Annotated in this window: 25 protein-coding genes, 1 tRNA gene and 3 pseudogenes; 13 read left to right on the top strand and 16 right to left on the bottom strand. The window is 41.7% G+C overall.

Translation table 11 applies throughout. From position 1 onward, the window contains the following. Positions 1-61: 61 nt before the first annotated feature. The 4 genes and pseudogenes from V7L29_RS24880 to V7L29_RS24865 form a co-directional block, all read right to left on the bottom strand. On the bottom strand, positions 62-595 hold the full coding sequence (locus tag V7L29_RS24880) for a transposase (protein WP_334737113.1): 534 nt from the start codon (positions 593-595) through the stop codon (positions 62-64). Between the two features lie 20 nt (positions 596-615). Then, positions 616-1,008 carry a helix-turn-helix domain-containing protein gene (locus V7L29_RS24875; protein ID WP_334737112.1) on the bottom strand — a complete coding sequence of 131 codons (393 nt, stop codon included), beginning with the start codon at positions 1,006-1,008 and terminating at the stop codon, positions 616-618. A gap of 38 nt (positions 1,009-1,046) precedes the next feature. Then, positions 1,047-1,235 (bottom strand): annotated as a pseudogene (locus V7L29_RS24870) (cation transporter dimerization domain-containing protein); the annotation flags it as partial. Beyond that, complete coding sequence (locus V7L29_RS24865) at positions 1,199-1,732, bottom strand: TetR/AcrR family transcriptional regulator (RefSeq protein WP_334737115.1); 534 nt, start codon at positions 1,730-1,732, stop codon at positions 1,199-1,201. The pseudogene V7L29_RS24870 and the gene V7L29_RS24865, both read right to left, overlap by 37 nt. A gap of 183 nt (positions 1,733-1,915) precedes the next feature. Here V7L29_RS24865 and V7L29_RS24860 point away from each other — a divergent pair, with 183 nt between their 5' ends. Together V7L29_RS24860 and V7L29_RS24855 are read left to right on the top strand one after the other, a co-directional pair. Then, positions 1,916-2,662: a 3-oxoacyl-ACP reductase family protein gene (locus tag V7L29_RS24860; protein WP_334693533.1), complete on the top strand. Its 747-nt coding sequence runs from the start codon at positions 1,916-1,918 to the stop codon at positions 2,660-2,662. A 403-nt stretch (positions 2,663-3,065) separates the two neighbouring features. Then, positions 3,066-3,419 carry a hypothetical protein gene (locus V7L29_RS24855; RefSeq protein ID WP_334693534.1) on the top strand — a complete coding sequence of 118 codons (354 nt, stop codon included), beginning with the start codon at positions 3,066-3,068 and terminating at the stop codon, positions 3,417-3,419. A gap of 469 nt (positions 3,420-3,888) precedes the next feature. Here the strand turns inward: V7L29_RS24855 and V7L29_RS24850 are convergent, their stop codons facing one another. The 3 genes from V7L29_RS24850 to V7L29_RS24840 form a co-directional block, all read right to left on the bottom strand. Next, positions 3,889-4,125, bottom strand: coding sequence for a DUF4327 family protein (locus V7L29_RS24850; RefSeq protein WP_062297131.1), 237 nt, complete (start codon positions 4,123-4,125; stop codon positions 3,889-3,891). 1,010 nt (positions 4,126-5,135) lie between these two features. After that, entirely contained in the window at positions 5,136-5,555 is a 420-nt protein-coding gene (gene rbfA, locus V7L29_RS24845) for a 30S ribosome-binding factor RbfA (RefSeq protein WP_334693535.1), read from the bottom strand. A 123-nt stretch (positions 5,556-5,678) separates the two neighbouring features. Continuing rightward, positions 5,679-5,885: a DUF751 family protein gene (locus V7L29_RS24840; protein WP_190731327.1), complete on the bottom strand. Its 207-nt coding sequence runs from the start codon at positions 5,883-5,885 to the stop codon at positions 5,679-5,681. A gap of 165 nt (positions 5,886-6,050) precedes the next feature. Between V7L29_RS24840 and V7L29_RS24835 the strand changes: the two genes are divergently transcribed. Further along, positions 6,051-6,908, top strand: a complete 858-nt coding sequence (locus tag V7L29_RS24835; RefSeq protein ID WP_334737111.1) for a DNA adenine methylase — start codon at positions 6,051-6,053, stop codon at positions 6,906-6,908. On the opposite strand, the gene V7L29_RS24830 is transcribed toward V7L29_RS24835, so the two are convergent. The 4 genes from V7L29_RS24830 to V7L29_RS24815 form a co-directional block, all read right to left on the bottom strand. After that, on the bottom strand, positions 6,880-7,356 hold the full coding sequence (locus tag V7L29_RS24830; protein WP_334693578.1) for a PD-(D/E)XK nuclease superfamily protein: 477 nt from the start codon (positions 7,354-7,356) through the stop codon (positions 6,880-6,882). The two genes, V7L29_RS24835 and V7L29_RS24830, sit on opposite strands and share 29 nt — an antisense overlap. A 315-nt stretch (positions 7,357-7,671) precedes the next feature. Further along, positions 7,672-8,892, bottom strand: a complete 1,221-nt coding sequence (locus V7L29_RS24825) for a HetZ-related protein (RefSeq protein WP_334693537.1) — start codon at positions 8,890-8,892, stop codon at positions 7,672-7,674. Between the two features lie 244 nt (positions 8,893-9,136). Then, the gene (locus V7L29_RS24820) at positions 9,137-9,295 is read right to left on the bottom strand and encodes a hypothetical protein (RefSeq protein ID WP_334693538.1); all 159 of its coding nucleotides are present in this window, start codon (positions 9,293-9,295) and stop codon (positions 9,137-9,139) included. Positions 9,296-9,298: 3 nt separating this feature from the next. Next, the gene (locus V7L29_RS24815) at positions 9,299-9,958 is read right to left on the bottom strand and encodes an L-threonylcarbamoyladenylate synthase (protein ID WP_334693539.1); all 660 of its coding nucleotides are present in this window, start codon (positions 9,956-9,958) and stop codon (positions 9,299-9,301) included. 71 nt (positions 9,959-10,029) lie between these two features. Here V7L29_RS24815 and larC point away from each other — a divergent pair, with 71 nt between their 5' ends. The 3 genes from larC (at position 10,030) to V7L29_RS24800 (ending at position 13,337) form a co-directional block, all read left to right on the top strand. Then, on the top strand, positions 10,030-11,316 hold the full coding sequence (gene larC / locus V7L29_RS24810; protein ID WP_334693579.1) for a nickel pincer cofactor biosynthesis protein LarC: 1,287 nt from the start codon (positions 10,030-10,032) through the stop codon (positions 11,314-11,316). Between the two features lie 593 nt (positions 11,317-11,909). Then, entirely contained in the window at positions 11,910-12,500 is a 591-nt protein-coding gene (locus V7L29_RS24805; protein WP_334693541.1) for a hypothetical protein, read from the top strand. Positions 12,501-12,725: 225 nt separating this feature from the next. Beyond that, on the top strand, positions 12,726-13,337 hold the full coding sequence (locus tag V7L29_RS24800; RefSeq protein WP_334693542.1) for a hypothetical protein: 612 nt from the start codon (positions 12,726-12,728) through the stop codon (positions 13,335-13,337). 362 nt (positions 13,338-13,699) lie between these two features. Here V7L29_RS24800 and V7L29_RS24795 read toward each other — a convergent pair whose 3' ends face one another. Together V7L29_RS24795 and V7L29_RS24790 are read right to left on the bottom strand one after the other, a co-directional pair. Then, complete coding sequence (locus V7L29_RS24795; RefSeq protein WP_334737110.1) at positions 13,700-15,298, bottom strand: NAD(P)H-hydrate dehydratase; 1,599 nt, start codon at positions 15,296-15,298, stop codon at positions 13,700-13,702. A 95-nt stretch (positions 15,299-15,393) separates the two neighbouring features. Continuing rightward, positions 15,394-16,194 (bottom strand): glycosyltransferase family 2 protein, encoded by an 801-nt coding sequence (locus V7L29_RS24790; RefSeq protein ID WP_334737109.1) that lies wholly within the window; start codon positions 16,192-16,194, stop codon positions 15,394-15,396. 119 nt (positions 16,195-16,313) lie between these two features. Between V7L29_RS24790 and V7L29_RS24785 the strand changes: the two genes are divergently transcribed. The 7 genes from V7L29_RS24785 to ylqF all read left to right on the top strand — a co-directional run bounded on the left by V7L29_RS24785 (position 16,314) and on the right by ylqF (position 20,901). Continuing rightward, entirely contained in the window at positions 16,314-17,519 is a 1,206-nt protein-coding gene (locus V7L29_RS24785) for a murein hydrolase activator EnvC family protein (RefSeq protein WP_334737108.1), read from the top strand. Between the two features lie 62 nt (positions 17,520-17,581). Beyond that, positions 17,582-17,654 (top strand) — tRNA-Arg (locus V7L29_RS24780). A gap of 285 nt (positions 17,655-17,939) precedes the next feature. Beyond that, positions 17,940-18,593 (top strand): AbiU2 domain-containing protein, encoded by a 654-nt coding sequence (locus V7L29_RS24775; RefSeq protein WP_334737107.1) that lies wholly within the window; start codon positions 17,940-17,942, stop codon positions 18,591-18,593. Between the two features lie 208 nt (positions 18,594-18,801). Next, positions 18,802-19,056 carry a DUF2281 domain-containing protein gene (locus V7L29_RS24770; protein ID WP_334693547.1) on the top strand — a complete coding sequence of 85 codons (255 nt, stop codon included), beginning with the start codon at positions 18,802-18,804 and terminating at the stop codon, positions 19,054-19,056. Positions 19,057-19,235: 179 nt separating this feature from the next. Then, positions 19,236-19,475, top strand: a complete 240-nt coding sequence (locus V7L29_RS24765; protein WP_334693548.1) for a hypothetical protein — start codon at positions 19,236-19,238, stop codon at positions 19,473-19,475. Positions 19,476-19,604: 129 nt separating this feature from the next. Beyond that, complete coding sequence (locus V7L29_RS24760) at positions 19,605-19,988, top strand: VOC family protein (RefSeq protein WP_334693549.1); 384 nt, start codon at positions 19,605-19,607, stop codon at positions 19,986-19,988. 31 nt (positions 19,989-20,019) lie between these two features. After that, entirely contained in the window at positions 20,020-20,901 is an 882-nt protein-coding gene (ylqF, locus tag V7L29_RS24755; RefSeq protein ID WP_334737106.1) for a ribosome biogenesis GTPase YlqF, read from the top strand. 27 nt (positions 20,902-20,928) lie between these two features. On the opposite strand, the gene V7L29_RS24750 is transcribed toward ylqF, so the two are convergent. The 3 genes and pseudogenes from V7L29_RS24750 to V7L29_RS24740 form a co-directional block, all read right to left on the bottom strand. After that, on the bottom strand, positions 20,929-22,413 hold the full coding sequence (locus V7L29_RS24750; protein WP_334692064.1) for a VanZ family protein: 1,485 nt from the start codon (positions 22,411-22,413) through the stop codon (positions 20,929-20,931). 611 nt (positions 22,414-23,024) lie between these two features. Beyond that, positions 23,025-23,807 (bottom strand): annotated as a pseudogene (locus tag V7L29_RS24745) (IS5 family transposase). 78 nt (positions 23,808-23,885) lie between these two features. Continuing rightward, positions 23,886-24,287, bottom strand: a pseudogene (locus tag V7L29_RS24740) (ParA family protein); the annotation flags it as partial. Between the last annotated feature and the right edge of the window lies 1 nt (position 24,288).

Here is a 24,288-nt window from a genome sequence, read left to right as displayed (position 1 = left end):
TTTAAACTATTTAACTCCAGTTTCAAAGCTAATTTGCTCAGACTTACAGCAGATTGCAGGTTCATGAAGTACAGTAGCAACAGTCTGTAAACCAGTTTTTTAGATGTTGCGGATTAATCAAATCAAGAGCCGTTGCAATCAGAATATCAACCATTTTTGTTGTGGTTGGAGAGAATTGACGTAAAAAAGATTTAAGTTGCGACCACCAAAGTTCAATCGGATTAAAATCAGGAGAATACGGTGACATATTGAGAACACTCGCACCCAACGATAGAATCAATGGTTCAATTGAAGCTACTTTGTGAGATGGCACATTATCTATAACAACTACAGCACCCGCCCATAATTGAGGGAGCAAACATTTTTGGATAAATACTTCAAATGCATTTCCATCCATTGAGCCATTCATCGTCATGACAGCTAAAACTTTTTTTAAGCTGATGGCTCCAATAACCGTTACTTTCGCACCTCTATAAAATGGTTTTAAATCATAGGCTCGTAGCCCACACGGGCTACGAGCATGAGTTCGTGTTAAACCAAGTAAAACACCCATTTCATCGATGAAAACCAAGTTTTCTGGGTCTATAGCTTTCACTTTTTCCCAAAATTCGCACCTTAGCTTTTGGACTCTTTCTGTGGCGCATTGACTGCTACGTAATGTCTTTTTTTTTGTGTGAGATTTTGTCTTTGCAACGCCCGACACATAGCACTAGTACTTACCCATTTATCGTAAGTTTGTCCCCAATATTCACAATACTCAGATAAAGTAGCATCGGGATATTTTTCTACCATTTGAGCTAGCTCAATTTTATGTTTATCCAAATCACTCTTCATCCCTCCACCTTGTTTTTGTGGCTCTACATGACCTTGAGTTTTTTTGAGTAAAAGAAGCCTTTGTACAAAAGCCTTACTTACATCGAACCTAGAAGCTATTTTTCTAATTGATGTATCGCCTTGAGAGTAAGCGTCAATTATTTTTTCTCGAAAGTCGATGGAGTAAGCTTTCATAGTCCCGGTTGATGCAAAGTGCCTTTAGTGTACTCTATCTACCTGCAATCTGCTGTATATGCTGGTGGCTCGACGTGAATTAAAATCCTTACTGGACGGAACCGTTCCTCTAATCGGCTTTCTACTTCTTCGGTGATGTAGTGGGCGGTTTCTATGTCAGATGTCCATGCGATATTAAATAGGTATCGTCCTACTTTGGCCACGCTTGCAATGCTGTCTCCACAACTTGCAGTAGTTCCGTCCGCGTGGCTCCGGTCGCCGCCAGGACTGACATTCCACAATTGACCGTCACGACAAAGCGAGCCAGAGCGGCTGGGTCGGAATCGGCCGGCAAATCGCCCTCCGAAATCGCCCGCTCGAAACGCTTACACAGGACGGCTTCGCTTGACGCTCGGCGTGCGGACAATTCCTGCCGGATCGGATCGTCCGGATCTCCGCATGAAAGTGTGCCATGAACCCACAGACATCCCGGTGGATTGCGCGGATCGGTTCCCAGGTCAACAACCCCGTGCATCATCCCTTCGGCGACCCGGCGCGCGGTCGGCTCTTTGAGAGCCTCATGAAGATAAGCTGACGGCCCGTCGGCATAGCGCTCAAGCACTTTGCGGAATAAAGATTCCTTGTTGCCAAAGGCGGCGTAGAGGCTAGGGCGATTGATACCCATAGCTTCGGTTAGATCCGAAAGGGAGGTTCCCAGATAACCTTTGCGCCAGAACACATACATTGCACGATTGAGCGCGTCATCGGTATCGAACTTGCGAGGTCGGCCCATCGCAGCAGTGGTTTTTTCCGGTTTCATACTCATCAGTATAATAGTTTCTTGACAGGCTTGCTCCCATGCCTTATATCTATACCATACGATACAAAACAGTATCGCAACGACAAACTCCAAGGACAAAAGAATACTATGAGCACCAAAAAACTCACAGGTAAGGTGGCATTGGTAACAGGCGGCTCACGCGGTCTGGGGGCGGCGATCGCCAAACGTCTGGCGCAGGATGGCGCAGCTGTCGCCCTCACCTACACTAGCTCGCCGCAAAAAGCCGACGAGGTGGTGCTTGCCATCGAAGCGGCAGGTGGCCGAGCCTTGGCTATACGCGCCGACAGTGCCAATGTCGAAGCGGTGAAAAACGCGATCGCCGAGACTGTGAAAACCTTTGGTCGTCTCGACATCCTCGTGAACAATGCGGGGGTCGGCGCTTTTACCGCGATTGACCAAATCTCACTGGATGATTTTGATCGCCTCGTCGCGGTTAACGTCAAGGGCGTCTTTGTGGCAACTCAGGAGGCTGTCCGCCACATGGGCGAGGGCGGACGGATCATCATGATTGGCAGTGTCAACAGCGACCTCATGCCTTTTGCTGGTGGCTCCGTCTACGCTTTGACCAAGGGTGCGATCGCCAGCTTCACGCGCGGTCTTGCCCGCGATCTTGGTCCTCGTGGGATCACGGTGAACAATATCCAACCCGGCCCGGTGGACACCGACATGAACCCGGCGGAGGGCCCCTTTGCCGAGAGGATGAAAAGCATGATCGCTCTCCAGCGCTACGGCCAAAGCGAAGAAGTCGCCGGCATGGTTTCCTATCTCGCCAGTGCAGAAGCTGCTTTCATCACCGGTGCGAACCTGAAGATTGATGGTGGCTTCACAGCCTGATTCAGCAACCGCAGCAAAACCAATAAATGCCAGCGCCGTCGAGCTTGGCGGCTTAGTCTGTGGCGGAAAGATGCAGCAATTTCCCAGAGGACTGCTCCCGGTTCTGAATTTCATCAAACTGCCCTAGTCCTTGCCTACACGTCTGAAAATTTCTGCAAAATCGGCGAAAACAACCATCAAAAACACAAAATTATGTCTACGATTACAAAGAAACTCGTAGGAAAAGTTGTTCTCGTCCTCCTGTTAAATCCAACCCACTTAAAGGAGGCAATCGCCAGATCACAAAATTCCCATACCTGGCGCTAGTGGTCTTTGAAGAAGACACGGGCAACTATTAGAGTGCAATTCAGACCCCTTCTTACGGTAAAATTAATACTTATCAAGAAGTTTTAATAAAAAAGATATGTCTTCAATTCCTCTAACATTGAACCTAATTGAAGGTTCAGTCTCCTTCAGTTTTTCACCCCAAGCAGCACGAGAATTAAAGACAGCGACGGATCAACTGATGAAGCGCCTGAAAGCTGTCGCCGCTAAACCCACTCCTGGCGGCGGTAAAGTCACTCCCCAGCCTCCCCTGGAATATCGTTATACGGGTGAAGTATTTTTAGAAATTTTCTGTAATCCTAATATCTGGCCAACGCCCTTCGCAGCCAAACTTCTGCTGACTGTCCGCAACGTCAATATCCGCTTGACTACTGAAGCTGAACTTACTCGCATCATTGAAGACATTAATCAGTATTTAGAGCAAGTAGAATAATAGTTCATACGATTTTTCTGTGCTTTTTGAAATTTTTTCAGAAAAAATACTATACAAATTTTGGATTTTGCGGACTTAGCAAACTAAACTTCTCAAGACGGATTTTGGGTTTGAACAGCAAGCAGGCTATCGCTTACTTGAGGGAAGCGATGCAATGAATTGCGAGTCAAAAGTGAAGTTCCTACACTTCTATCGGATCAATGTAGGAACTTCACAGAATCTACATACTAAACTCAAGCCGTGACACCAGATGTACAGAACAATTAATTCCGATGCCTTGTTTAACTTGAAAAGTTGTATAAATTCAGACTCCAATGCTTTTGTGTTAATGAAAAACGCAAGATTCTGCATGGGGCAATGCTTATCAAAAACCAGAGATTATCCCACAGATTGGGCCTCGAATCGTTGATTGTGACATCCACACATTGAAAATAAACTCCCAATCCCAAATCCGAAATCAAACATTGATTTAGTCGTTGTCCCATTGTTCACGACCAATTAGGTCGCCAATGCGATCGCGTAACAAAAAGTCACATTTCTCTAATTCACATTCAACGCAAACCCACTCTCTGGCTGGAATGTATTGGCAGAGTGTATATATTGGCTGTTGTCGGCTAACCATTCCTTTTTGCACCAGTCGGCGTGCTTCGTCTTGAATCACATCTAGAGAGTAGTAATTTATAGAAGGCACCGTATTGACACTCATGGTTTTTACTCACAAATTAACACTTAGGATAGTGTTCCCGTTAATAATTAGGAACAAACATGACACAAATTAGACTTGTCGCTAGGATTTTGTAGTTTGCTATACGGAACTGTTTTTATTTTGACGCTACATATCCGGAAATTATTTCAAGAAATGTTAAGAAAGTCAACAAATCCTGACGATTATGGAAAATCCGCTTTACAAAAAAAATTCCGAGTAGTTAACTTAACCTGCTGAGGTGGCTGTATGACTTTTATTCAACAGCTCTGAAAGTTTGCCATTACTACCTTTAGGCATGATTTGGCGGGTGGGAAGAATTCACATGGCGTCACCGATAGCATACCCCTACGGGGAAGCAAGCTACGCGCAGCGTCTCGTAGAGAAGCTCTCTTCGAGTCTTGTCCCTTCGCGCAGCGTCTCCAAGAGTTGGGGAGACGCCCACTGTAGGATGCCGTAGGGCGAACGAGCGTCACAGCCCGCCGCAAGCATCGCTTACATATCAAATAATCACCTTCAAACCGGATCTAGAACTGCTGGTATTTATCTTAGGGTAAACAATACAAGAATATTTGTCAGATATTAGGGTATAAAGTGTTGCAAAACATAACGGCTAAAGTACACTACAAAGGCTTTTACCCTAGTATCTATTAACAATTTCTTAAATAAACCGTAATTGCTTGGTTATTTTCAGCACTAATATCACACAGTTTTCTTTTGAGAAACATCTGTAGAAGGGTGGAGTAATATTAATTCGTAATTAGGATACACATAAAAATGCTTGAGACAAGCAGCATTTATGCATCTGCACAGAAGGGTTGGTGCTCCTACTACCCTTTTGCAGTAGAGTAAAGACGAAAGCCAAGATAAACAGAAAGCGTATACATGCAACTACCGATCGCTGAAGTAGGTTATGGTCACATTAAAACAGACGCGATCTAGTCACGTCTGTAAACTGTTTGGCGGATTTGCTGAGATTAATTGTTCTGAAGTTACATTGTTATTTAAGTTACTTATTCACCGGATGATTCATCATCTTGCTCTGTGCTGTCTTCTACAGCTACCAGATTTTCTGGCGGACGCTCATGGTTAAGTTGGCTTAGTAGTGCTAGTACCTTATTACCGCGTTCTATGGAGCGATCTTCGACAAAGATGACCTCTGGTGTGCGACGTAGCCGTACCCGCGCCCCAAGTTCGCTGCGGACGTAACCCGTGGCCGACTTTAAGCCTGCCATTGTTTCTGCCTTAGCTTGATCTGTACCATAGATACTGACATAGATTTTGGCGTGTTGGAGATCGCCGGAAACATCAACATCAGTAACACTTACCATTCCTGTACCCACACGGTCATCCTTAATGCCGTTGAGCAGCATTTGGCTAACTTCCCGTTTGATCAATTCAGCAACGCGGGAAACGCGGCGATTTGTAGCCATAAAAATTTCGCCTCCTCACAGAGGTTGTACAACAAAAATAGATGTAAATTGGATAGACAGTACTTAGCGAGAGCAACGCCAAGAACAACCGTCTGTGGGGCATAGCCCTAATATAGCCCTAGTCTAGATTGTACTCAAGCCCAGCATTGCACGTAGGGTGAGAGTAAGGAAGACTAGGCTGCTCACAAATAAACCCAAGATGGCGATCAAGGTGACTGGGCGCTTCAACAATGGCACTAATGGCGCAAAGGTGTTCAGAAACAGCCCTAAGACGATACTAATTAAGTACCGGGGGTAGCGAAAGACGTTATCCCAAAATCCGTCAAACATCTGAATGTAAACTGCCTTGTTATATACTTACGTTTGTTTTGATCTGCTTTATCTACTCAATTGTAATCTATGCGGCTGGAAAATTAGCCAGTTAATATAAAATATGGTTCGTCGGTTATATTGGCTTTATTTAGTCACGATTATTTTCAGTTAAATCGTAAGTAAATGGTAATTCAAGTCCCCAAGGAAACTAGCCCGCGTCCATTTTTGAAGTGGGCAGGGGGTAAAAGTAGGTTAATACAGCAATATATTCCTTATTTTCCCAAGAGTTATAAAAATTACTATGAGCCATTCTTAGGTGGGGGTGCTGTTTTTTTCTATCTCCAACCAACTACAGCAATTTTAACTGATATTAACGCAGAATTAATTAATACTTATTGTTGTGTTAGAGACAATGTTGATGAGTTAATTTCTATATTGAAAGAGCATAAAAACCGACATAATAAAGATTATTACTATAGGATCCGAAACAATTCTGATGGTACTGATATAGAAAAAGCTGCTCGGATAATTTATCTTAATAAGACTTGTTTTAATGGTCTTTATCGAGTCAACTCACGGGGTAAATTCAATGTGCCCTTAGGCAGATATGAAAATCCCAACATCTGTCATGAAAACTTGCTAAAAGTAGCCTCAATAGCACTTTCTCATGCAGAAATTCAACAAGCAGATTTTACACAAGTTCTAAATTATGCGAATAGCGGTGATGACTTTGTATTTTTTGACCCGCCCTATCATCCTATCAGTGAAACTAGCTATTTCACTGCTTATAGTCAAAATTGTTTTAGTAAAAAAGACCAAGAACTTTTAAGAGATACTTGTGCAGAGTTGGCAAATCGTGGTGTCAGAGTTATGGTATGTAATTCTGAGAGCGAATTTATTAGAAAAATTTATACAGATATCAATTTTGAAATCTACAGAATCAAAGCAGCACGATCAATTAACTCAAAGATAAAAAATAGAGGGATAATTTCCGAACTATTAATTACATCTTTTAAAGATTTTTATTTGCCCAAGCAATGAATCTGTCTAAGCTATAAACTGCTAATAAATTATGGTTATCATTAACTCTTGCTTTCAGCCATTTGCTTGCGCCTTCTCGCATACCTTCACCGCCTAGTATGACGATAGTTGGTGCAGGGTAATAGTGCTGAATATTCATGTTCAAGTAAGGAAATTTTTCATCAACCGAACCGGGGCTTTCTTGCCATTTGCACTCAAAAATTAAACCAGATGGCATTGCAGGTGAGCCAACAACATAAAAATCAACCTTCAGAAGGGTATGATAAATTCCAGTTCCAATATAAACTTCTTTTCCATAACGTTTTGGTAATAAAGCAGCATTTAGTATAAATTCTTTTGGGACATAGTTCCCTATTTGGAAATAATTATGTCCATTCAAGATTGCTTCTACATTTCCTTCTAAAATATTCCCAGACTTATTTGCCCGTCCGCCCTGAGTCAGAGCCATCTTAAATCCCTCTGCCAAAAGTCCTGTTTATTATAGGATTTCACAGAAGCAGTAAAAAAAGGTCAGTTGCTTAATATGAATTTTTGATTTTGACTAAACAAGGTTGGATTAATAGGTAAAAAATCCGAAATTCTTGGTATTTTTGTACTAAACAAATACAAATGTATTAATAATTTGGATAAGAAAGGAGTTACTAATTCCCGAAAGGATGAAAGAAATGGAATTTTGCTTTTCGCTTTGCCCCTTAACCTTTTTCCTAACCTCTCTAATAACTGGGATTGAGCTTAGATAAATTTTAGTTATTTCGCCTTAGCTTTAACCTGTCTGAGCTTCAGTATGACCGTTGCGGATAGCCCATGCTAGTTCTAAAAGTTGAGTCCAGCGTTTTTGTAGTTGTTTGGGGGTGCATTTGATGGCTTTGGCGATCGCAACGTCGTTTTGTCGGGCAGTTTTTAACTGTAATATTTGCTGTTGCTGTTCTGTGAGTTGATTCACAAAAATTTCCCACTGCTGGGAAGATAAACCCAACTTTTGCTCTAAACCTGCGCCTAACCATTGATGTACTAATTGCCAGTGGTGTTGCTTGGCAAACTTTTCCACATGGTATTTGAAGCGTTGTTGGAGATAATCGCGCTGACGGCTGGTTAAACCGAGAATTTGGTCAATTTCTGGGGCTGAGAGGTCTTGGAGTTTCAGGCTGAGGTAGTTCATACAGTCAGATTGACCTTGAGACTCCAGGTATTTCATCAATTCAGTGATGACGCGATCGCGTTCTGACTCTTCAGATGGATCGAAATTAGTTTGAGCAATCATTTGCGATCGCAGTTGTTGCACCGCCGAGTTGCGCTGGTAAGATTCTGCTTCTTCACCCTTAGCAGACTCTACCGCCATTTCAATATCTACGGTAGTTTCTTGTGGCTGACGACGAGCAAAACCTTGGGCCCGCAAGATAATCAATTGCTGATTTGCACCACCAGGTAAATTGATCCGGCGTTTAGCATACTGCTCCGTAAAGGCCATGTATTCAGCTAATTGCAGCTGAGTACGCGGCGTGTGATCCTCAGGTAGTTCGTTTTCTCTGCGGAAAGCTTTGATAGCTTCGATATAAAATGCTTGTAAAAAATCTTCAATTAGGCTGTAACGAGCTTCAAAGCCCAACTCAGAGCCAGATGTAGTTACATGGCGGTAAACCATAGCACCCAAATTGCTATGTAATTCCACACGCCCTTGTTTGGAACCTAGTTGGTAGTAACGTAAGCACTTTTGCACCCGATGCCTTCCCAACGTCATCTGCCAAGACTTGATTTGCCCAGATGTTTGGATACGGGAGCTTTTGTCGCAAATGCGTTCTACTTCTACAGCTATGCGCTTTGCTAAAGCTTCTACGCACCTCGGTGCTGCTTTCACTTGGGCTTGCATTTCCTCACATAGCAATTCAATCAAGGTATCACTGCTGCTATCTGAAAATTCTTCGGTCGAAACGTGGTTCTCAAAAATGGGTCTAGAGTTGGGTAGATTAACGACGTTAGCTTTCATGACTTTTCCAGGTAGTAGTATTGCACCGTAATTACAACGCAGACACAGCAATCAAGGCTGGCCTTGGCTGGAGAATCTTTAGGCATTCATCCATCAAAACTTGCCACATGTAATGCTCACATCTAAAGCTCATATATAAAACTGTAGGAAATACGAAAGAGTTACAGTTATGGCAATGTGTCGGTTTTTTCACAAGCCACAATATTGACGCTGGGAATAATTACTCGCCATTTTCTCTAAGTTGTCAAATACCTTGCTGTGCCAACTGTTGCCACCATCCTGTTATATCCACTGCTTCAGCGAACAGTCCGTCGTAGACATCGGCTTTAAGTATGACAATTTCAAAACTGGAGTCGTTTTTATCACAATTTCCGAAACGGAGAGGTACGCCTGTGAAGTTCAATTCTTATACCCATGCTGCTGCTGCTTCCCAACCTAAACCCCTCCGTATAATTACTGCTTCGTCTTTGGTCATATCCAAGATGGTAGACACTTCAAATGTAGGTTCCTCGCCAGTGTCTATAATTACGTCTACCAACTTGTCCAAACGGTCAAATAGCTCTACCCGCGACTGAACAGTTTCTGGATCTATCCGAATCATGCCATTATCTGCTTCATCTGGTGGCAGATGTGCTGAAGTTGAAATAATCGGATTACCCAACGCTGCCAGCAACTCCAAACACACAGTATGGTTTGGTACTCTAATTCCAGTAGTTTTCCGCTTTGGGCTTTGCACCAATCGCGGTACTAACTTAGTAGCTGGAAGCAAAAACGTGTATGGCCCTGGAATCAGGCGTTTCATAATCCGATAGGCTGTGTCACTTACGAAGGCATAAGTTGCCACATTTGAAAGCGAGGGAGATAAAAATGTCAGTGGTTTATCATTTGCTAGCTGTTTAATTTGCCGCACTCGTTCTACCGCCGACTTGGCATTCAAATCACAACCGATCGCATAGACTGTATCAGTAGGGTAAAGCATGACTGCGCCACTAGAAAGCGCCGACTTTATTTCCTCTATTCGGCGAATTTGAGGATTATCCGGATGAACTGGGAAAATTTTTGCCATAGAAAAACTGGGGATTGGGGACTGGGGATAGGAGAGAATAACTCTTGACTAATGACCAATGACTAATGACTATGAATAAAATTGCTTATCTTCAATGTCCGACAGGGATTTCTGGTGATATGTGCCTGGGTGCTTTGGTAAGTTTGGGTGTTCCTGTGGAGTATTTAATTGAAAAACTCAATGGGTTGGGAATTGAACAGGAATATCAGTTAAGGGCGGAATTTGTCCAACGCAATGGTCAGCAGGCGACTAAAGTCCATGTGGATTTAGTACACGATCATCATCACCACCACGACCACGATCGCGAACACAGTCACCATCACACACGTCACCTGCCAGAAATAGAGCGGATGATTCTCAAAGCGGGGTTGCCAGCACGGGCAGAAGCTTGGAGTTTGGCGGTATTCCGACAGCTAGCAGTCGCTGAAGGAGCAGTGCATGGAATTTCCCCTGAAAAAGTTCATTTTCATGAAGTAGGTGCTGTAGATGCGATCATAGATATTGTGGGTACTTGCCTGGGGTTAGATTGGTTGGGGATTGAGAGCAATGAAGAAGGATGGCCCCTACTTTACTGCTCGGCGTTCCCAACAGGCGGCGGCACTGTTCGGGCTGCACATGGTCAGATGGCGGTACCAGTACCAGCGGTATTAAAGCTGTGGGAAATGCGAGGTTGTCCAGTTTATAACAACAGCATTGAACGAGAACTAGTGACACCAACAGGAGCTGCGATCGCCACTACTTTGGTAAGAGATTTTGGTTCACCACCCGCGATCACTATCAAGCAGATAGGACTGGGAGCAGGAACCATAAATTTACCCATTCCCAATATTCTACGCCTCTGGTTGGGTGAAAGCGCAAGTTTACAGTCCAATTTCAGCGATTCTGAAGATAATACCTCAAATTTAGAAACGATATCAGTATTAGAAACCCAAATTGATGATTTAAATCCGCAAGCGATCGGCTATGTATTTGAAGCATTGTTTGCGGCTGGTGCGGTGGATGTTTTTACCCAAGCGATCGGCATGAAAAAGTCCCGTCCAGGGATTTTGCTAACTGTGATCTGTCATCCAGAAAATTTACTCAGTTGTGAAGCGGTTGTATTCCGCGAAACCACTACTTTGGGTATTCGGAGAACAACTCAGCAACGTGCCATTTTACAACGGGAAATTCAACAAGTGGAAATTGAATATGGCAAAGTGCGTGTCAAAGTAGCATGGAAAGGACAATCACCAGAAAAAGTTATTGTTAATGTGCAGCCAGAATATGAAGATTGTGCAGAGTTAGCCCGCAAACATAATATTCCCTGGCGCGAAATTCAACGGTTGGCGCTACAGCGTTGGTATTTAGTCAATGGCTGATACAAATTCCTCATTCCTCGTTCCCAGTCGGAGACTGGAAATGCCATCCTAAAGGCTCCGCCTCTGCTCACACATCAATCAACTCTACCGTGTTTCGGCTTTAAAGCCTGCCATTGGGGTTGAGTCGGCTATCCCGGCTGAACCCTTGATTGGAGCGGAGCGATCGCTTCCAGCGGGCGGGTACGCCATCGCGCTTTTTGGTACTGCTTCCTCCCCGGACTCAATATCGTGAAACTACCATTTAACGACATTTTTAGAGGTAAAACCCTGTTATATGGTAAATGGCAAGATATGAATTTTTCTAATTTAAGTTAAGTAATGATATTTTTAAAATAATTCTTACTAACTAGTCCAATTGGATAATTGTCATACTCAAAATGAAGAGAGTCGATACTTACGTATTAAAGAATAAGTTTATGTATAACAACGCTTCGGATTACTTTTAAATAAAATTGATAAGCTATGCACTACTCACTATTTAATAGTTATATTCAGGTACTGACACAATGTCTTCATCCATATCTTACTAAATTTTATATATTGTTAATTGTAAACAACGTTATAGCGTTGAAATTTCTAAGCATAAGTCAATAATGCCCCCTATTCAACTGATCTACACCAACGTATCTAAGTTTCAGTTTAGTTTTTTAGTAGGCTTAATCAGCGCCCTTAGCACTTGTCTTAATCTACCAGCAGTAGCTTTACCAGGGCAAGACACTGAGATAGTAATGCGATGGTCAGATGATCATCAGTTGATTGCTTTCCTCATGCCTAGCATCAAGTTACAAGCGGGAGAACCCGATTTGTATTCTACATCTAAGTGCCTTGGCAAGGAGTTAAGTTTTGCCGTTTGGGCACCTAAAGGCTTGGTGATCCGAGAAATGATCGATTATCGGTCTAGTGATACGTCTTTCAATTTCGATCCAAACAATTCCGCCGGAATTAATCTAATTCGACAAGTGTACGATTCTGCGATCGCTCAAGATTTTGCATCTTCTACCCTGATATATAAGAGAAACGATAACACTCCCAGACCTAGTTTTTACCGAGGTAAGCGCTACGGATATATCACGGAACACTTTCTTGATCGCCGCCACCAAAATATAACTCAGCAACGCGCTGTGTCACAGCTAACATTGGTGCCTCTGGGCCAACTAGAAAACGAAATTCAACTTGATAAATAAATCTAGGGTTATTTCCTCAACTTCGATAGTGTGAACTATTTCAAGGTCACATGGCGGCTGATTGCAGTAGAATTGGTCTATTCTTGCTTCTGGGTTGCGGCTGAGTCTAATGCATAAGCTAACTTCACTCATTCCTAACTAAACAATGATGCCACGCATATACTCCGCTATCTTTAAACGGAGTTTCCTTATAAATACTGTTCATATAAATAAACAAGCAAAATCATGAAACTTCTTAAATTAGTAAGCATGTTCCTGTTAACAGGAGCATTTGTAAACGCTCAGACTATTATCAGCATAACTTTTTCACAGCCTGCTGTTTCACAGTCCACTAATCGCAGTAAAGCGATTGAAGTACCATTTAAAATTTGCAACTCATCCGAAACATGGGTGCGTCCTACTAAAGCAGAACAAATGAAGTTTCTGCTGTCTACGAAAAGATATGATGATCTGACTAAGGAACCTGAGCGTTTTGAAAGATGGTTGAGGTATAACATTTTTTCGTTTACAACTTTTGGTGGTAGTTCTTTTTTTGATTATCATTATCTTGCGGGTTTATGGACACCCACAGGTAATCCTGTATGGCAATGTGATAAATTCTCAAGGACTAAAATTAACACTGGAGAGATAGCTGAAGTTTGGGTTTTACTGTACAGAGTAATAAGTATTAAGTGGGTAGGCAATCACTATCTTATGGTAGTTAAGCCTACAAAAAAAGGTTTTCAAAAGATTCAATTATCTAGACGAGAGGATCAGGATTCACTTCCATTAAAAGTCATTACTGAAGACGGTAACGATATGAAAGTGTTACCCTTTTCACCCAGCAATCCGTTTTAATAGGACTTACGCATCGTACATAAGTACTACACGCAATTTAAGTGTTTCAGCTATGTTTAGCATCTAGCGATGTTTACGACGGGCTACGCCTACGCAAATAAACGAATAAATAAGGGTTATGCGAAGCGCCCGAAACGAACAAATACCGTTAAACATATTATGGCTAATTTATACAGTGCGTAAGTCCTAGTTATATAATTACGGAGTCAAAAAATGCCATTTCAAAGCACAGATGGACAAAGAAAAAGGAAGCGCTTATATCCGACTATATGACCAAACATTGTTACCTTGGCAGACTACTAATGGTTGCCTGTAATTTTTCTTTTTGGGTCTGGAGTTTTAGAATCATAGTTAGAAGCCATTTAATTATTTAGAATCTTTATCAAATATTGTGTCAATGTAAACGCATCTACACCCAATTCGGTACGCTCTTGGGCTGCTAAAATACCCGCTTGCGAATGCCACCAAGCAGCTGTTGCCACAATATCTTCTACGGGAATGTGTTTAGTTGTCGCTTGTGCCAACAATCCACCCACTAGCCCAGTTAACACGTCGCCGCTACCGCCACGCGCCAAGGCGGGTGTGCTTTCAGGAACAATCCAAACGGCATCCTGAGGGTTTGCGATCGCAGTTCTCGCCCCTTTCAACAACACTACAGCCCCACTTTGCGCCGCTGCTTCCTGTACTGCTTTCACCCTGTGATGTTTGGCATCGGGGACATCAGGAAATAATCGCTGGAATTCGCCAGTATGGGGTGTGAGTACGGTTACTGCTTGACGTTTTTTTAATGTGGCGATCGCTCCCATTTGTGCCAGGATATTTAAACCATCGGCATCAAGAACCAAAGGGCGTTCGCTGTTGATCACTTCTTGGACAATCAAAGTCGCATCTCGTGTTAAACCGGGGCCACAGGCGATCGCATTAAAGGAACTCAGATCGGTGTTTTCTGGTAATTGTAAGTGGGCGAACGCTCCGGTTTCCGTCTCTGGACAACCGACAATTAGCGCTTCTGGCAAGTGTGACACCAAAAGAGATTTCAGCGATTCAGGTACAGCAATCGAAAGCATCCCCACACCACTAGCCCGCGCACCCAAACCAGTTAAAATTGCTCCACCTGCATAGCGCCGCGAACCACAAATCAACAGTAAATGTCCTTGCTTATATTTGTGGGTGACTGGTGGACGGGGTACGAGTAAAGTAGCAAGTGCCGTTGCTGGTGTAATACGTTTAATCCTGGGCGTATCTTTTAGAACGGCTTCCACATCAGCTAAAGGAATATTGAAATCGATTAACTCAGCTCTGCCGAGATATTCCAGCGCCTGATCTTGGAAAAAAGCTAGTTTCCATAAACCCAAGCAAAAAGTGTGAGTGGCGCGAATGGCAGTTCCTAATACTTCACCTGTGTCGGTGTGTAAACCTGAAGGTAAATCGATGCTATAAATCGGCACAGGCAAATCATTTAGCTGATTAATTGCAGAGGCAATGAGATCAGTGAGGTTTCTTTCTAAACCATACCCAAACAAGCCATCAATCAACAAATCAGAATCTGGCAGTTGCTCAATTGTTTGATAAATTGGAATGCCCAAACTCTGAGCATACTGCAAGTGCTGCGAAGTTAATTCCTTGAGCTTAGAGAAAGGAGAATAAATCCAAACCTTATACCCATGAAAGTGTAATTCACGGGCTACTACTAAAGCATCCCCGCCATTATGACCAGGACCGACAAGAATTCCGACACGAGATCCCCCCGCCTGTGGCGACCCCCTTTTTAAGGGGGTGTTTGGAGGAACATAGGCCCCCTTAAAAAGGGAGATCTCTTGAATGCGACGGGCAATTAATCCCGCGACCTTTTCCATCAAAGCTGCTACAGGCATTCCCGCTGCAAAGATCCGCTCTTCAATATCGCGCATCTGCCCAGCAGTCACTACCACTTGCAAAATTTTTTCTTGTCTGTTATGCATCAGTCCTAAGTCCTGTTAGCGATAGCTGGGCATTTAGTCCGTGCTGAGTTATAAGTTTTAGGGTACAAGCGCTTAAAATTACAACAAATCACTTTTCAAACATCCTTTAAAGGGTATAGGTTAAATTCAGCACGAATTTCATCTATAAGTTCCCGTTGGTTAAACGGAAGGAGAAGAGTTTTCTTTATACCTCGCAAAGCTTGTTTAGGATTACGCTTCAATATAGCAACTAGTGGTTCTTGCATAGAAGTACTCTCACCTATTTTATCTCTAACATAAATAGCACCTGGGAAAGGTAATGGCTCAATAGGTGTTCCTCGCGCTGCTAAATATCTCTTAGCAAGTGGATGTCCTTCTAAAAAATCGTCATGCCCAGTCAAAGGTTCATCGCGCAGTACTTTATCAGGCAAACTATACAACCGATAATTGATGATGTTAGACGTTCCACACAATTTATAAAAGGTTTCTTTGCGAACCATAATTTTGCTGCTTCCTTCTTGATATTCATAGCCAATGTCTACATACCAACCATTACTTTGTGGATTTTGAGCAACAAAACTTACTAATCGTTTGCTGATGCAGTCATCAGCATCTACAGGCATTATATGTGTTGGCTGTAGTTCTCGAGCAGCTAATAGTCCAACAGCAAGTTTCTTTCTTTTATCATCCATCTTTTCAGCTAAGGTTGAGTCTGGAATAGGAAAATTAACTTCGATATATTGTACTTGGGGATGATGAAAACTAATTTCCGGTCTTTCATGACAGACTACAATAACCTGAAATTCTAAGGAAGTTTGATTGCAGACTGAGCCTAGACATCTTTCAAACATCTTGGATACTTCTATCCATGATTTTGCTACTTTAGAGCTTTTGATTGGAATCAAAAAAACTAACATTTTGCAATATCCCCTTGCTTGATTCTCAATATTTTAAGCGTTGAAGTGGGTGAATTAATCGGATTTTGGGAATAATCCTCATAGTATTTGAAAGCATCGTTTTGATTGGGCTGCACACTATGAGAGCGCAATTTATAGTAAAAAAGCAGATTTTTGGCTATTTATGTCTTGCATTTTGCTGCATTTTGTGGATTTGTTTGGCATTAATTCCAGTCCACGCAACCTCCACAGGGTCTATTGATACTTTGCGACAACAGCAGCAACAAATGAACCAGCAGCATGAGAATGTGGTTAAGGATCGCGATCACTTAACAAATCTCCAACAAGAGGCCCAAAAAAACCTCACTGGTTTAAAGCAAAATCTGCAAACTACAGATAACTATATTCAAGAGAGCGAATCACGATTACAACTCGCCACCCAACGCCTCCAGCAGTTAGAAACTAATTTAGATGTAGCAGAACGTTCCTATCAGGAGCGCCAAATAGCAACAGTAGCACGATTGCGTTATCTCCAGCGATCGCCTGCATCTATTGGATGGGCAGTTTTGCTCGAAAGTGAAAATATCAGCGACTTTCTCAGCCGCCGTCATCAGTTGAAGTTAGTGTATCAGGCAGACGAGCAAATTTTAGTTAAACTCAACCAACAAGCAAACCTGATCAATAAACAAAAAACTGAAGTAGAACAGCAAAAAAACGAAATTGCCTTGATTTGTGAGCAACTGTTAGCACAAAAAGCCGATTATCAAACTCAGGCGCAATCGCAATCAGAATTGATTCAACGCCTCAATAGCGATCGCCTGGCCTTGGAAGCAGCGCAAAACCAGCTAGAGAGGGAATCCAAAAATCTGGAAATCTTGATTCAACAAAAGGTAGCAGAAGCTAGAGCAGCAGAAGAGGCGCAAGCAAAAACCAACAGCCGGACAAGCATGATCATTCGGGGAACTGGTGTGATGGCATATCCTAGTGATGCTCCTACTAGCAGTCCCTTCGGCTGGCGGATACACCCAATTCTTGGCTATCGTCGCTTTCATGCCGGGTTAGATTTTGCCGCTAGCTATGGTAGTACAATTCGGGCAGCCGATTCAGGAAGAGTGATTTTTGCTGGGTGGTATGGTGGTTATGGCAGAGCTGTAATTATCGACCACGGCAATGGTATGACTACACTGTACGGTCATACCAGCGAGTTGTATGTTTCCGAAGGACAAGCAGTTGAACGCGGACAAGCGATCGGTGCTGTCGGTTCTACAGGTTTCTCAACTGGCCCCCACCTCCACTTTGAAGTTCGTCGGAATGGTACACCAGTAGACCCAGCTAATTATCTTTAACCCAGACGAGTTTCTCTAGGCTGCAAATTTTATCACAGACATGCTATAATATGAAATATTAAGGGCGCGTAGCTCAGTGGATAGAGCAACAGATTCCGGTTCTGTGGGTCGGGGGTTCAAATCCCTCCGCGCTCGTTACTTTTAGAAGATTAACCTTTAAAGATTTTCAATAGAGTTTAGTATCAATAACAACTATTAAACTGTAGTTTTTTAAAAAGTACACTCAATTTCACCACAGATTTTAAACTCTCAGCTTGACCCGCGCTCCTAACTCTGGATTTTGGAGAGTTTGTTACTGCTTTGGAATTTGGGGGTGTGAGTTACTTTGGGGTAAGACCATAGTGCTTTAGCCTGGTTTTGATCAATGGATGATTGAGCAATTCATTTATACTTTAAAAAATACACTAGTTTTACTGGAAAATGGAAATAAGTAGTATTGAGTTTGAAAAGAGTTTGGAAAAAATTACTAATAATTTGGTATATGCATCTATACATTATCGTTTATATACAAATCTTTGTAATGCAAGTGAAGAATATAATATTGAAATTAATCAATCTCCAGTATTTTGGCAATTGACAATTGAAGCTCATGCTACTAGTACAATACTTATGTTATGTCAAGTATATGACCATCATAAAGATAGTTTCAATCTTAAAAAACTTCTTAATACTATTCATTCAAATCCTTCGCTTTTTAAAAAAGAATGCTTTTATGAAAGAATTAAAGATAGACCACTTGCTGACGACCTATCTAAAACTCCAAGAAGACTTAATAATAAAACTTTAAAACAAGATATACAATATGTTAACAAAGAAACAAATCCACTTGTTAGAAAATTAATTGATTTTAGAGACAAACAGGTAGCTCATATAGATAAAAATTATGTTTTAAACGCTGAGAACAATTCTGAAACTTTAGTTTGGAAAGAAGTGGAAGAACTTATTTTAAAAGGACATGAAATTGTTTCTACATATGAAAGTTTATATAGAGCATCATCTTGGTCTTCAAATATAATAGGCGACGAAGATTATAAAAAAGTTTTAAATGCTGTAAGAAAAGCAGACTTAAAGTAAATTTAATTTTACTTATTTTATGGTTCATATGGGTGTTGTCTTAATAATTCATTGTTCTATCTAATATAGGCGACAGTGCGCCTCAAATATTACATTTTAATCACACTAGTAAAAAGGAATATTTCAGTGAAATAACCTAAAAATATAAATAAAACATCTGTTATAGACTTTTTAGATTTTGGATTAATTTTTTCAGGAGGATAGGATAATGACTCAAGCAATTGATAAGGAACAAATGATAATTGATGAATTTAAAAAGTTATCTCCTGAGAAGCAGCAGGAGGTATTAAATTTTATTGAATTTTTGCATTTTAAGGCGCAAAAGCAGCATGTACAGCATAAAGAAGAGAAAGAACCTATTTCCGCCTATGAAGCTGCAAAAGAGTTTGCTGGCTGTGTTGATGGAGGGCCTGGGGATCTAGCTACCAATAAGAAGTATTTAGAAGGCTTCGGTTGGAAATGAGGAAAAAGGTACTTATAGATACAGTCCCCTTAGTCGCATTTATTAATAATCGGGAAAATTCACATGATTGGGCAGTTAATGAATAGAAAAAGATTGAACCGCCTTTCTTTACTTGCGAAGCAGTAATTACTGAGACGTGTTTTATATTGCGAGATTTTTATGGCGGAGAGGATGCAGTTATGTCTTTACTAGATACTAGCTTAATTCAAATCTCTTTTCGTCTCAGTGATGAAATAGGAACGGTTAAAGAGTTGCTGAAGCGGTATCAGAATGTGCCGATGTCGTTAGCTGATGCGTGTTTGGTAAGAATGAGTGAGTTAATTGTGGGGAGTTGTGTCTTGACGCTAGATAGTGATTTTCGGGTTTATCGGAAGAATAAGAATGAAATGATGGATTTGATTATTGCTGATGGGATATAAAAGGGGAAAGGTATGGGTGAGATACAAGTAACTAAAATTACAGCCAATCACTTTTAAAACATCCTTTAAGCTTGACATCTTGCCTGTCTATGCTATGTAACTGAAAAGTTCAAAAGGCGAAAGGCAAATATGGTTTTCCAGTACACTAACGCATTTGTCACCATAGCATCGGTTAATTGCGAGAAGTTAGTGAATTTCTATACTAAGTTGCTGGAGCAAAAGCCAATTCTTTTGATTCCGAATATCTATGCTGAGTTTAATTTGGTTGGTATGCGATTAGGTATTTTTAAACCCAAGAACACAAATGAATTGGAATTTGAAGCGAGCGCCAAAAGTAAGATAAGTTTGTGTTTAGAGGTGAGTAACTTAGAAGATGCGATCGCTCACTTAACAGCTTTGGGCTATCCCCCACCAGGAGACATTTCCATTGCTGACCACGGCAGAGAAATTTATGCTTATGACCCTGATGGCAACCGTCTGATTTTACATCAAGCCATAGTGAATGATAATTGATAAGTGATAATAATTTATTTGGTAATCGACTATGGCTATAACTCAAAACTATAGATTAAACCTGATTCAATGGTATCCAGGTCACATTGCGAAAGCTGAAAAGAAGCTCAAAGAACAGTTGAAGCGGGTAGATGTGGTGTTTGAAGTCCGAGACGCCCGGATTCCCTTAGCGACTCACCATCCCCAAATAGGTGAGTGGGTGGAGGGGAAGACACGGGTGTTGATACTTAACCGAGTAGATATGATTACGCCGCAAATGCGATCGCTGTGGATAGATTGGTTTAAACGTCAGGGAGAAGTCCCTTATTTTACCAACGCTCAACATGGTAAAGGTATAACAGAAGTGGCACGGGCAGCGCAGGCCGTTGGGGTAGAACTCAATCAAAGAAGAAGCGATCGTGGGATGTTACCCCGTCCAGTCCGGGCCGTGGTGATTGGTTTTCCCAATGTCGGTAAATCAGCTTTGATTAACCGTCTGTTAGGAAAGCGAGTAGTGGAAAGTGCTGCCCGTCCTGGAGTGACTCGCCAACTGCGCTGGGTGCGAATTTCCGAACATTTGGAATTGCTAGATGCTCCTGGTGTCATTCCTGTAAGATTGGAAGACCAAGACGCAGCATTGAAATTAGCCATTTGTGATGATATCGGTGAAGCATCTTATGATAATCAGCTAGTAGCAGCAGCCTTAGTGGATTTACTAAACTATTTGGAAGCTGTAGCCACAGACTTGTTACCGAAGAAACCATTACAGTCCCGCTACCAACTCGATTCGATATCCGACACTGGAGATATCTATTTGCACGCCTTGGCGGAGCATCGTTACAAAGGTGATATAGAGCGAGCTGCAAGGCAACTTTTAACAGATTTTCGCAAGGGTTTGTTGGGTGAAATTAGTTTGGAATTACCACCCAATTAAATCAGGGTGACAGAAAATGAACAATTGTTAATTTATCCTTTTTAATTGAGCAGCCCGCACTCTCAAAATCAACATAGTTCCTCCTGTAAATAACATACCTAGTAATAGGGTTTTTAGACTGAGGTTTTTACCACTCTTACTTACTAAAATACCTTCCAATATTAGAGAAGGTATTAATATCCCCCCAGAAATCAATAACTTAGAAAGTATCAATCTTTTTTTTGCTAGAAGAGTTAATATCGTTAAGCAAAAGCCTAGAGGAATAAAAGTTAGTGCATAGTAAAAAATTATCTGATTTTTAGGCATTAACTCCAATAAATTCAAAGAGTAAAAATTCTGTAGATTGTCTACATATACTTGGATAGTTGCTCTAGAATAAGTGATGATTATCTGATGAGTATTAGTGTCTGTAAAAATATGAGGTATTTTTAGTGTTAAGTCTGCTCCATTTTCTCCAGTCATCGGCGTTCTTAATCGAAAATCTAAGTTATTCCCCTGCTGTCCTAGCGTCAAATTGCGACGTAGGGAATTGCCAGAAATTGAAATAATGCGGGCAGGGCCAAACTGCTGTGAGTTGGCAGTAGCAAGGGTAGTGCTGAGTGTAAATTCAGATGTTTTACTGATTCTTTTGCTGAGAGTTGTGACAGGAGTAGCTGTTTTTAGCCAGTGACTAGAACTCAAAAAAACACCTTTACCTTCCTGCGTATCTGAGGGCTGTCCTTGCCACAATAGTTCTGGCAATTGTCCAGTCTGTTCTTTATAGCAACATTTTCCCTTGAATTGATAATTAGCTATTAGAGAATTACCAAGATTATTAAAGTAACTTGAATCAGCTAATCCTTGTGCTACCTCATTTGTTGAAATGGCTCGATCAGCAATATAAACTTTAGACATATATCCTTGCCAAGGTCTATCCCTCGTTTCTTCGTTGCCAATTAGCAGTGGATAATTGGCATCCCAATTACTCAAATTTATCGTACTCTGCCAAAGTAGCGAAATCATAAATGTTAAAAATATATATCCAATAAAAAATACTCCTATCTGTTTAACTGAGCGGCTAGCTCTGCTGTTTTCTATAGATGCAACAGTATTATTAAAGCTTTGACTATTCCATAGATAAAAGCAAATCAAACCAATAAATCCACCAATAGTATTGTTCAGAATGTCTGAAGGAGTAGGCATTCTTGAGGGGAGGAATACTTGCAAAACTTCAACTGTTAAGGATAAGCTAGCACTCACCAGGGTAACTATGAAAATTTGCACTCTTGGTTTTATCCTTAGTTTTTGCGAGAGTCTAGTGAAGCCAAAACCTAAAGGCATAAACAGCAAAAAATTATTTATCTGGTCTTGAAAATCACTAGCATTGTTAAAACTGGCAAAAATTTCTGGCAGGGAAAAACTATCTGGGATAGAAAAATTAAATGGATAAAGCGTAGCTAATAGCACTAATAAAATGCTAGCAATGACAATCAGCAAATTAAATGCTTTAGGAAAAATCCAACGTTGATTCATCAGCTTCTATGTGATTATTATGACTAGTAATGGATAGCACCAAAGAGAGTTAGTTCCAATAAATCAATAATTGTTGAGAGTAAGCACCTCAACTTTTTTATTAGTTGTTCGTGCTAAGTATGAATTACTAATTACTACTAATAGATGCTTAAACCTACTTTTGAAGTGCACGGGATATCAACGCTGCTTTTATATTATTTACCAGGAGATAATTATGAGCACTAAATTATGAAGAATTCATCAAGCTATTATGAAAACTACATATAGCTGGGTTTGGACTTAAGTTGACACTAATGACAGCTGCGCTATCGCCCTACAGCCCTTCTCAAGACAGGAGACGCTGTTCGCGTTCGGGCATCCTACGACGGGTGTCTCCCCTGAGGAGAAGACCATTACAGGTGACGTTCTTAACCCTCTTTTGTCACTTTGGGAGAATCCAATCGCTGAAAGCTTTTCGGAGCTTTAATTTTCAGGTTTTGGCTACAAACTTTAGTTACTGTTAGATAATATTGGCTCAAAGCTTTACCAACTCAAAGTTTCAGAATCTTACTTCGATTATTGTTTTCCGAGAGTGACAAAAGAGGGTTAACTTTAAGTGCTAGGGCGTGTCATCAATTAAGCCAGATAACGGTAGCAGCAAGATAAATTGCGCCGAGAAAGTTTATGGCTCGCTTATCATAACGTGTGGCGTAGGCGTAGCCCGCCGTAGGCATCGCTCGATATTGTTTGAGTCGGGCAAAAAAATTCTCAATAAGATGTCGTGCTTTGTATAAATCTTTGTCATATTCACGTTGGAGAATGCGATTGCGTTTGGGCGGAATTACCACCGTTTTGCTATGCTGTTCAAGTCGTTCAATTACGCACTCATCAGCATCGTATCCTTTGTCTGCAATCAGTGTATCGGCTGCAAGGTCTTCGAGTAACACCTCGGCTCCATCAAGATCACATGCTTGTCCTTGAGTCAAATGAAAGCCAGTTGGATTACCCAAGGCATCGACCAGGGCGTGAATTTTCGTACTTAGTCCACCTTTAGTGCGACCGATGGCTTCGCTCTTAGCATCCCCCCTTTTGCTCCGGCACTGTGTTGGTGGGCACGTACAATGGTCGAGTCAATCATTGCATATTCATTGTCTGCATCCGAGGCTAGCGCCTCAAATACATCAAGCCACACCCCACGCCTTGCCCATCGGCTAAAACGGGTATGAACTACTCGAAAATCTCCAAATCCTTCGGGTAAGTCCCGCCACGGAATACCTGCTCGGTAGCGGTAAAGTACAGCTTCCACGAACAATCTATTATCTTTGGCTGTTACTCAAGAGCGTCTGTTTCCGTCCTGGTACTAAGTCTTTGATGCGCTCCCACTGGTCATTCCGCAAGGCATAGCGACGTGTCACGATCACATTCCTCCCTGTTGACTCAATTCTCTTTCGGCTATTAATTTTAAAATAGATTGATACCTATTTGATGACACACCCTAAGCTGGGTGGACAATCTACAAGAATGAAGTCGTAGTCATCTAGAACAGATTCAACGGCTTCCTTGAGGCGCAACTCACGCATGGCAGCACTGACTAACTGCATTTCGGCTCTGCTTAGGACTCGGTTAGCTGGAACCAAGTCCATGCCGTGAATGCCGTCATGAATCGGTAAGGGCTGCTCATCGATAATGGCATCAGCAATGGTTTTTTGTAACTGAGATGGCACTAACCCCATGAATTTGGTCAAGGACGCTTGGGGGTCTATGTCGATGAGGAGAACGCGGTGTTCTCGTTTGGCTAGGTGGTATCCCAGGTTTTGGGTCAGTGTCGATTTGGCGACACCACCCGCCTGATTAAACAGGGCAATAATGCGGCAAAGATGGTCATAAGTTGACACT

This window comes from Nostoc sp., from assembly GCF_036916575.1.
GTDB lineage: Bacteria > Cyanobacteriota > Cyanobacteriia > Cyanobacteriales > Nostocaceae > Nostoc.
This window is presented reverse-complemented; position numbering and strand designations above follow the sequence as displayed.

Bases quoted from the DNA above. Each gene is read 5' to 3' on its own strand.
- V7L29_RS24875 (WP_334737112.1), bottom strand. From the start codon at position 1,008: ATGAAAGCTTACTCCATCGACTTTCGAGAAAAAATAATTGACGCTTAC.
- V7L29_RS24865 (WP_334737115.1), bottom strand. From the start codon at position 1,732: ATGTATGTGTTCTGGCGCAAAGGTTATCTGGGAACCTCCCTTTCGGAT.
- V7L29_RS24860 (WP_334693533.1), top strand. From the start codon at position 1,916: ATGAGCACCAAAAAACTCACAGGTAAGGTGGCATTGGTAACAGGCGGC.
- V7L29_RS24855 (WP_334693534.1), top strand. From the start codon at position 3,066: ATGTCTTCAATTCCTCTAACATTGAACCTAATTGAAGGTTCAGTCTCC.
- V7L29_RS24850 (WP_062297131.1), bottom strand. From the start codon at position 4,125: ATGAGTGTCAATACGGTGCCTTCTATAAATTACTACTCTCTAGATGTG.
- rbfA (WP_334693535.1), bottom strand. From the start codon at position 5,555: ATGGCTACAAATCGCCGCGTTTCCCGCGTTGCTGAATTGATCAAACGG.
- V7L29_RS24840 (WP_190731327.1), bottom strand. From the start codon at position 5,885: ATGTTTGACGGATTTTGGGATAACGTCTTTCGCTACCCCCGGTACTTA.
- V7L29_RS24835 (WP_334737111.1), top strand. From the start codon at position 6,051: ATGGTAATTCAAGTCCCCAAGGAAACTAGCCCGCGTCCATTTTTGAAG.
- V7L29_RS24830 (WP_334693578.1), bottom strand. From the start codon at position 7,356: ATGGCTCTGACTCAGGGCGGACGGGCAAATAAGTCTGGGAATATTTTA.
- V7L29_RS24825 (WP_334693537.1), bottom strand. From the start codon at position 8,892: ATGAAAGCTAACGTCGTTAATCTACCCAACTCTAGACCCATTTTTGAG.
- V7L29_RS24815 (WP_334693539.1), bottom strand. From the start codon at position 9,958: ATGGCAAAAATTTTCCCAGTTCATCCGGATAATCCTCAAATTCGCCGA.
- larC (WP_334693579.1), top strand. From the start codon at position 10,030: ATGAATAAAATTGCTTATCTTCAATGTCCGACAGGGATTTCTGGTGAT.
- V7L29_RS24805 (WP_334693541.1), top strand. From the start codon at position 11,910: ATGCCCCCTATTCAACTGATCTACACCAACGTATCTAAGTTTCAGTTT.
- V7L29_RS24800 (WP_334693542.1), top strand. From the start codon at position 12,726: ATGAAACTTCTTAAATTAGTAAGCATGTTCCTGTTAACAGGAGCATTT.
- V7L29_RS24795 (WP_334737110.1), bottom strand. From the start codon at position 15,298: ATGCATAACAGACAAGAAAAAATTTTGCAAGTGGTAGTGACTGCTGGG.
- V7L29_RS24790 (WP_334737109.1), bottom strand. From the start codon at position 16,194: ATGTTAGTTTTTTTGATTCCAATCAAAAGCTCTAAAGTAGCAAAATCA.
- V7L29_RS24785 (WP_334737108.1), top strand. From the start codon at position 16,314: ATGAGAGCGCAATTTATAGTAAAAAAGCAGATTTTTGGCTATTTATGT.
- V7L29_RS24775 (WP_334737107.1), top strand. From the start codon at position 17,940: ATGGAAATAAGTAGTATTGAGTTTGAAAAGAGTTTGGAAAAAATTACT.
- V7L29_RS24770 (WP_334693547.1), top strand. From the start codon at position 18,802: ATGACTCAAGCAATTGATAAGGAACAAATGATAATTGATGAATTTAAA.
- V7L29_RS24765 (WP_334693548.1), top strand. From the start codon at position 19,236: ATGTCTTTACTAGATACTAGCTTAATTCAAATCTCTTTTCGTCTCAGT.
- V7L29_RS24760 (WP_334693549.1), top strand. From the start codon at position 19,605: ATGGTTTTCCAGTACACTAACGCATTTGTCACCATAGCATCGGTTAAT.
- ylqF (WP_334737106.1), top strand. From the start codon at position 20,020: ATGGCTATAACTCAAAACTATAGATTAAACCTGATTCAATGGTATCCA.
- V7L29_RS24750 (WP_334692064.1), bottom strand. From the start codon at position 22,413: ATGAATCAACGTTGGATTTTTCCTAAAGCATTTAATTTGCTGATTGTC.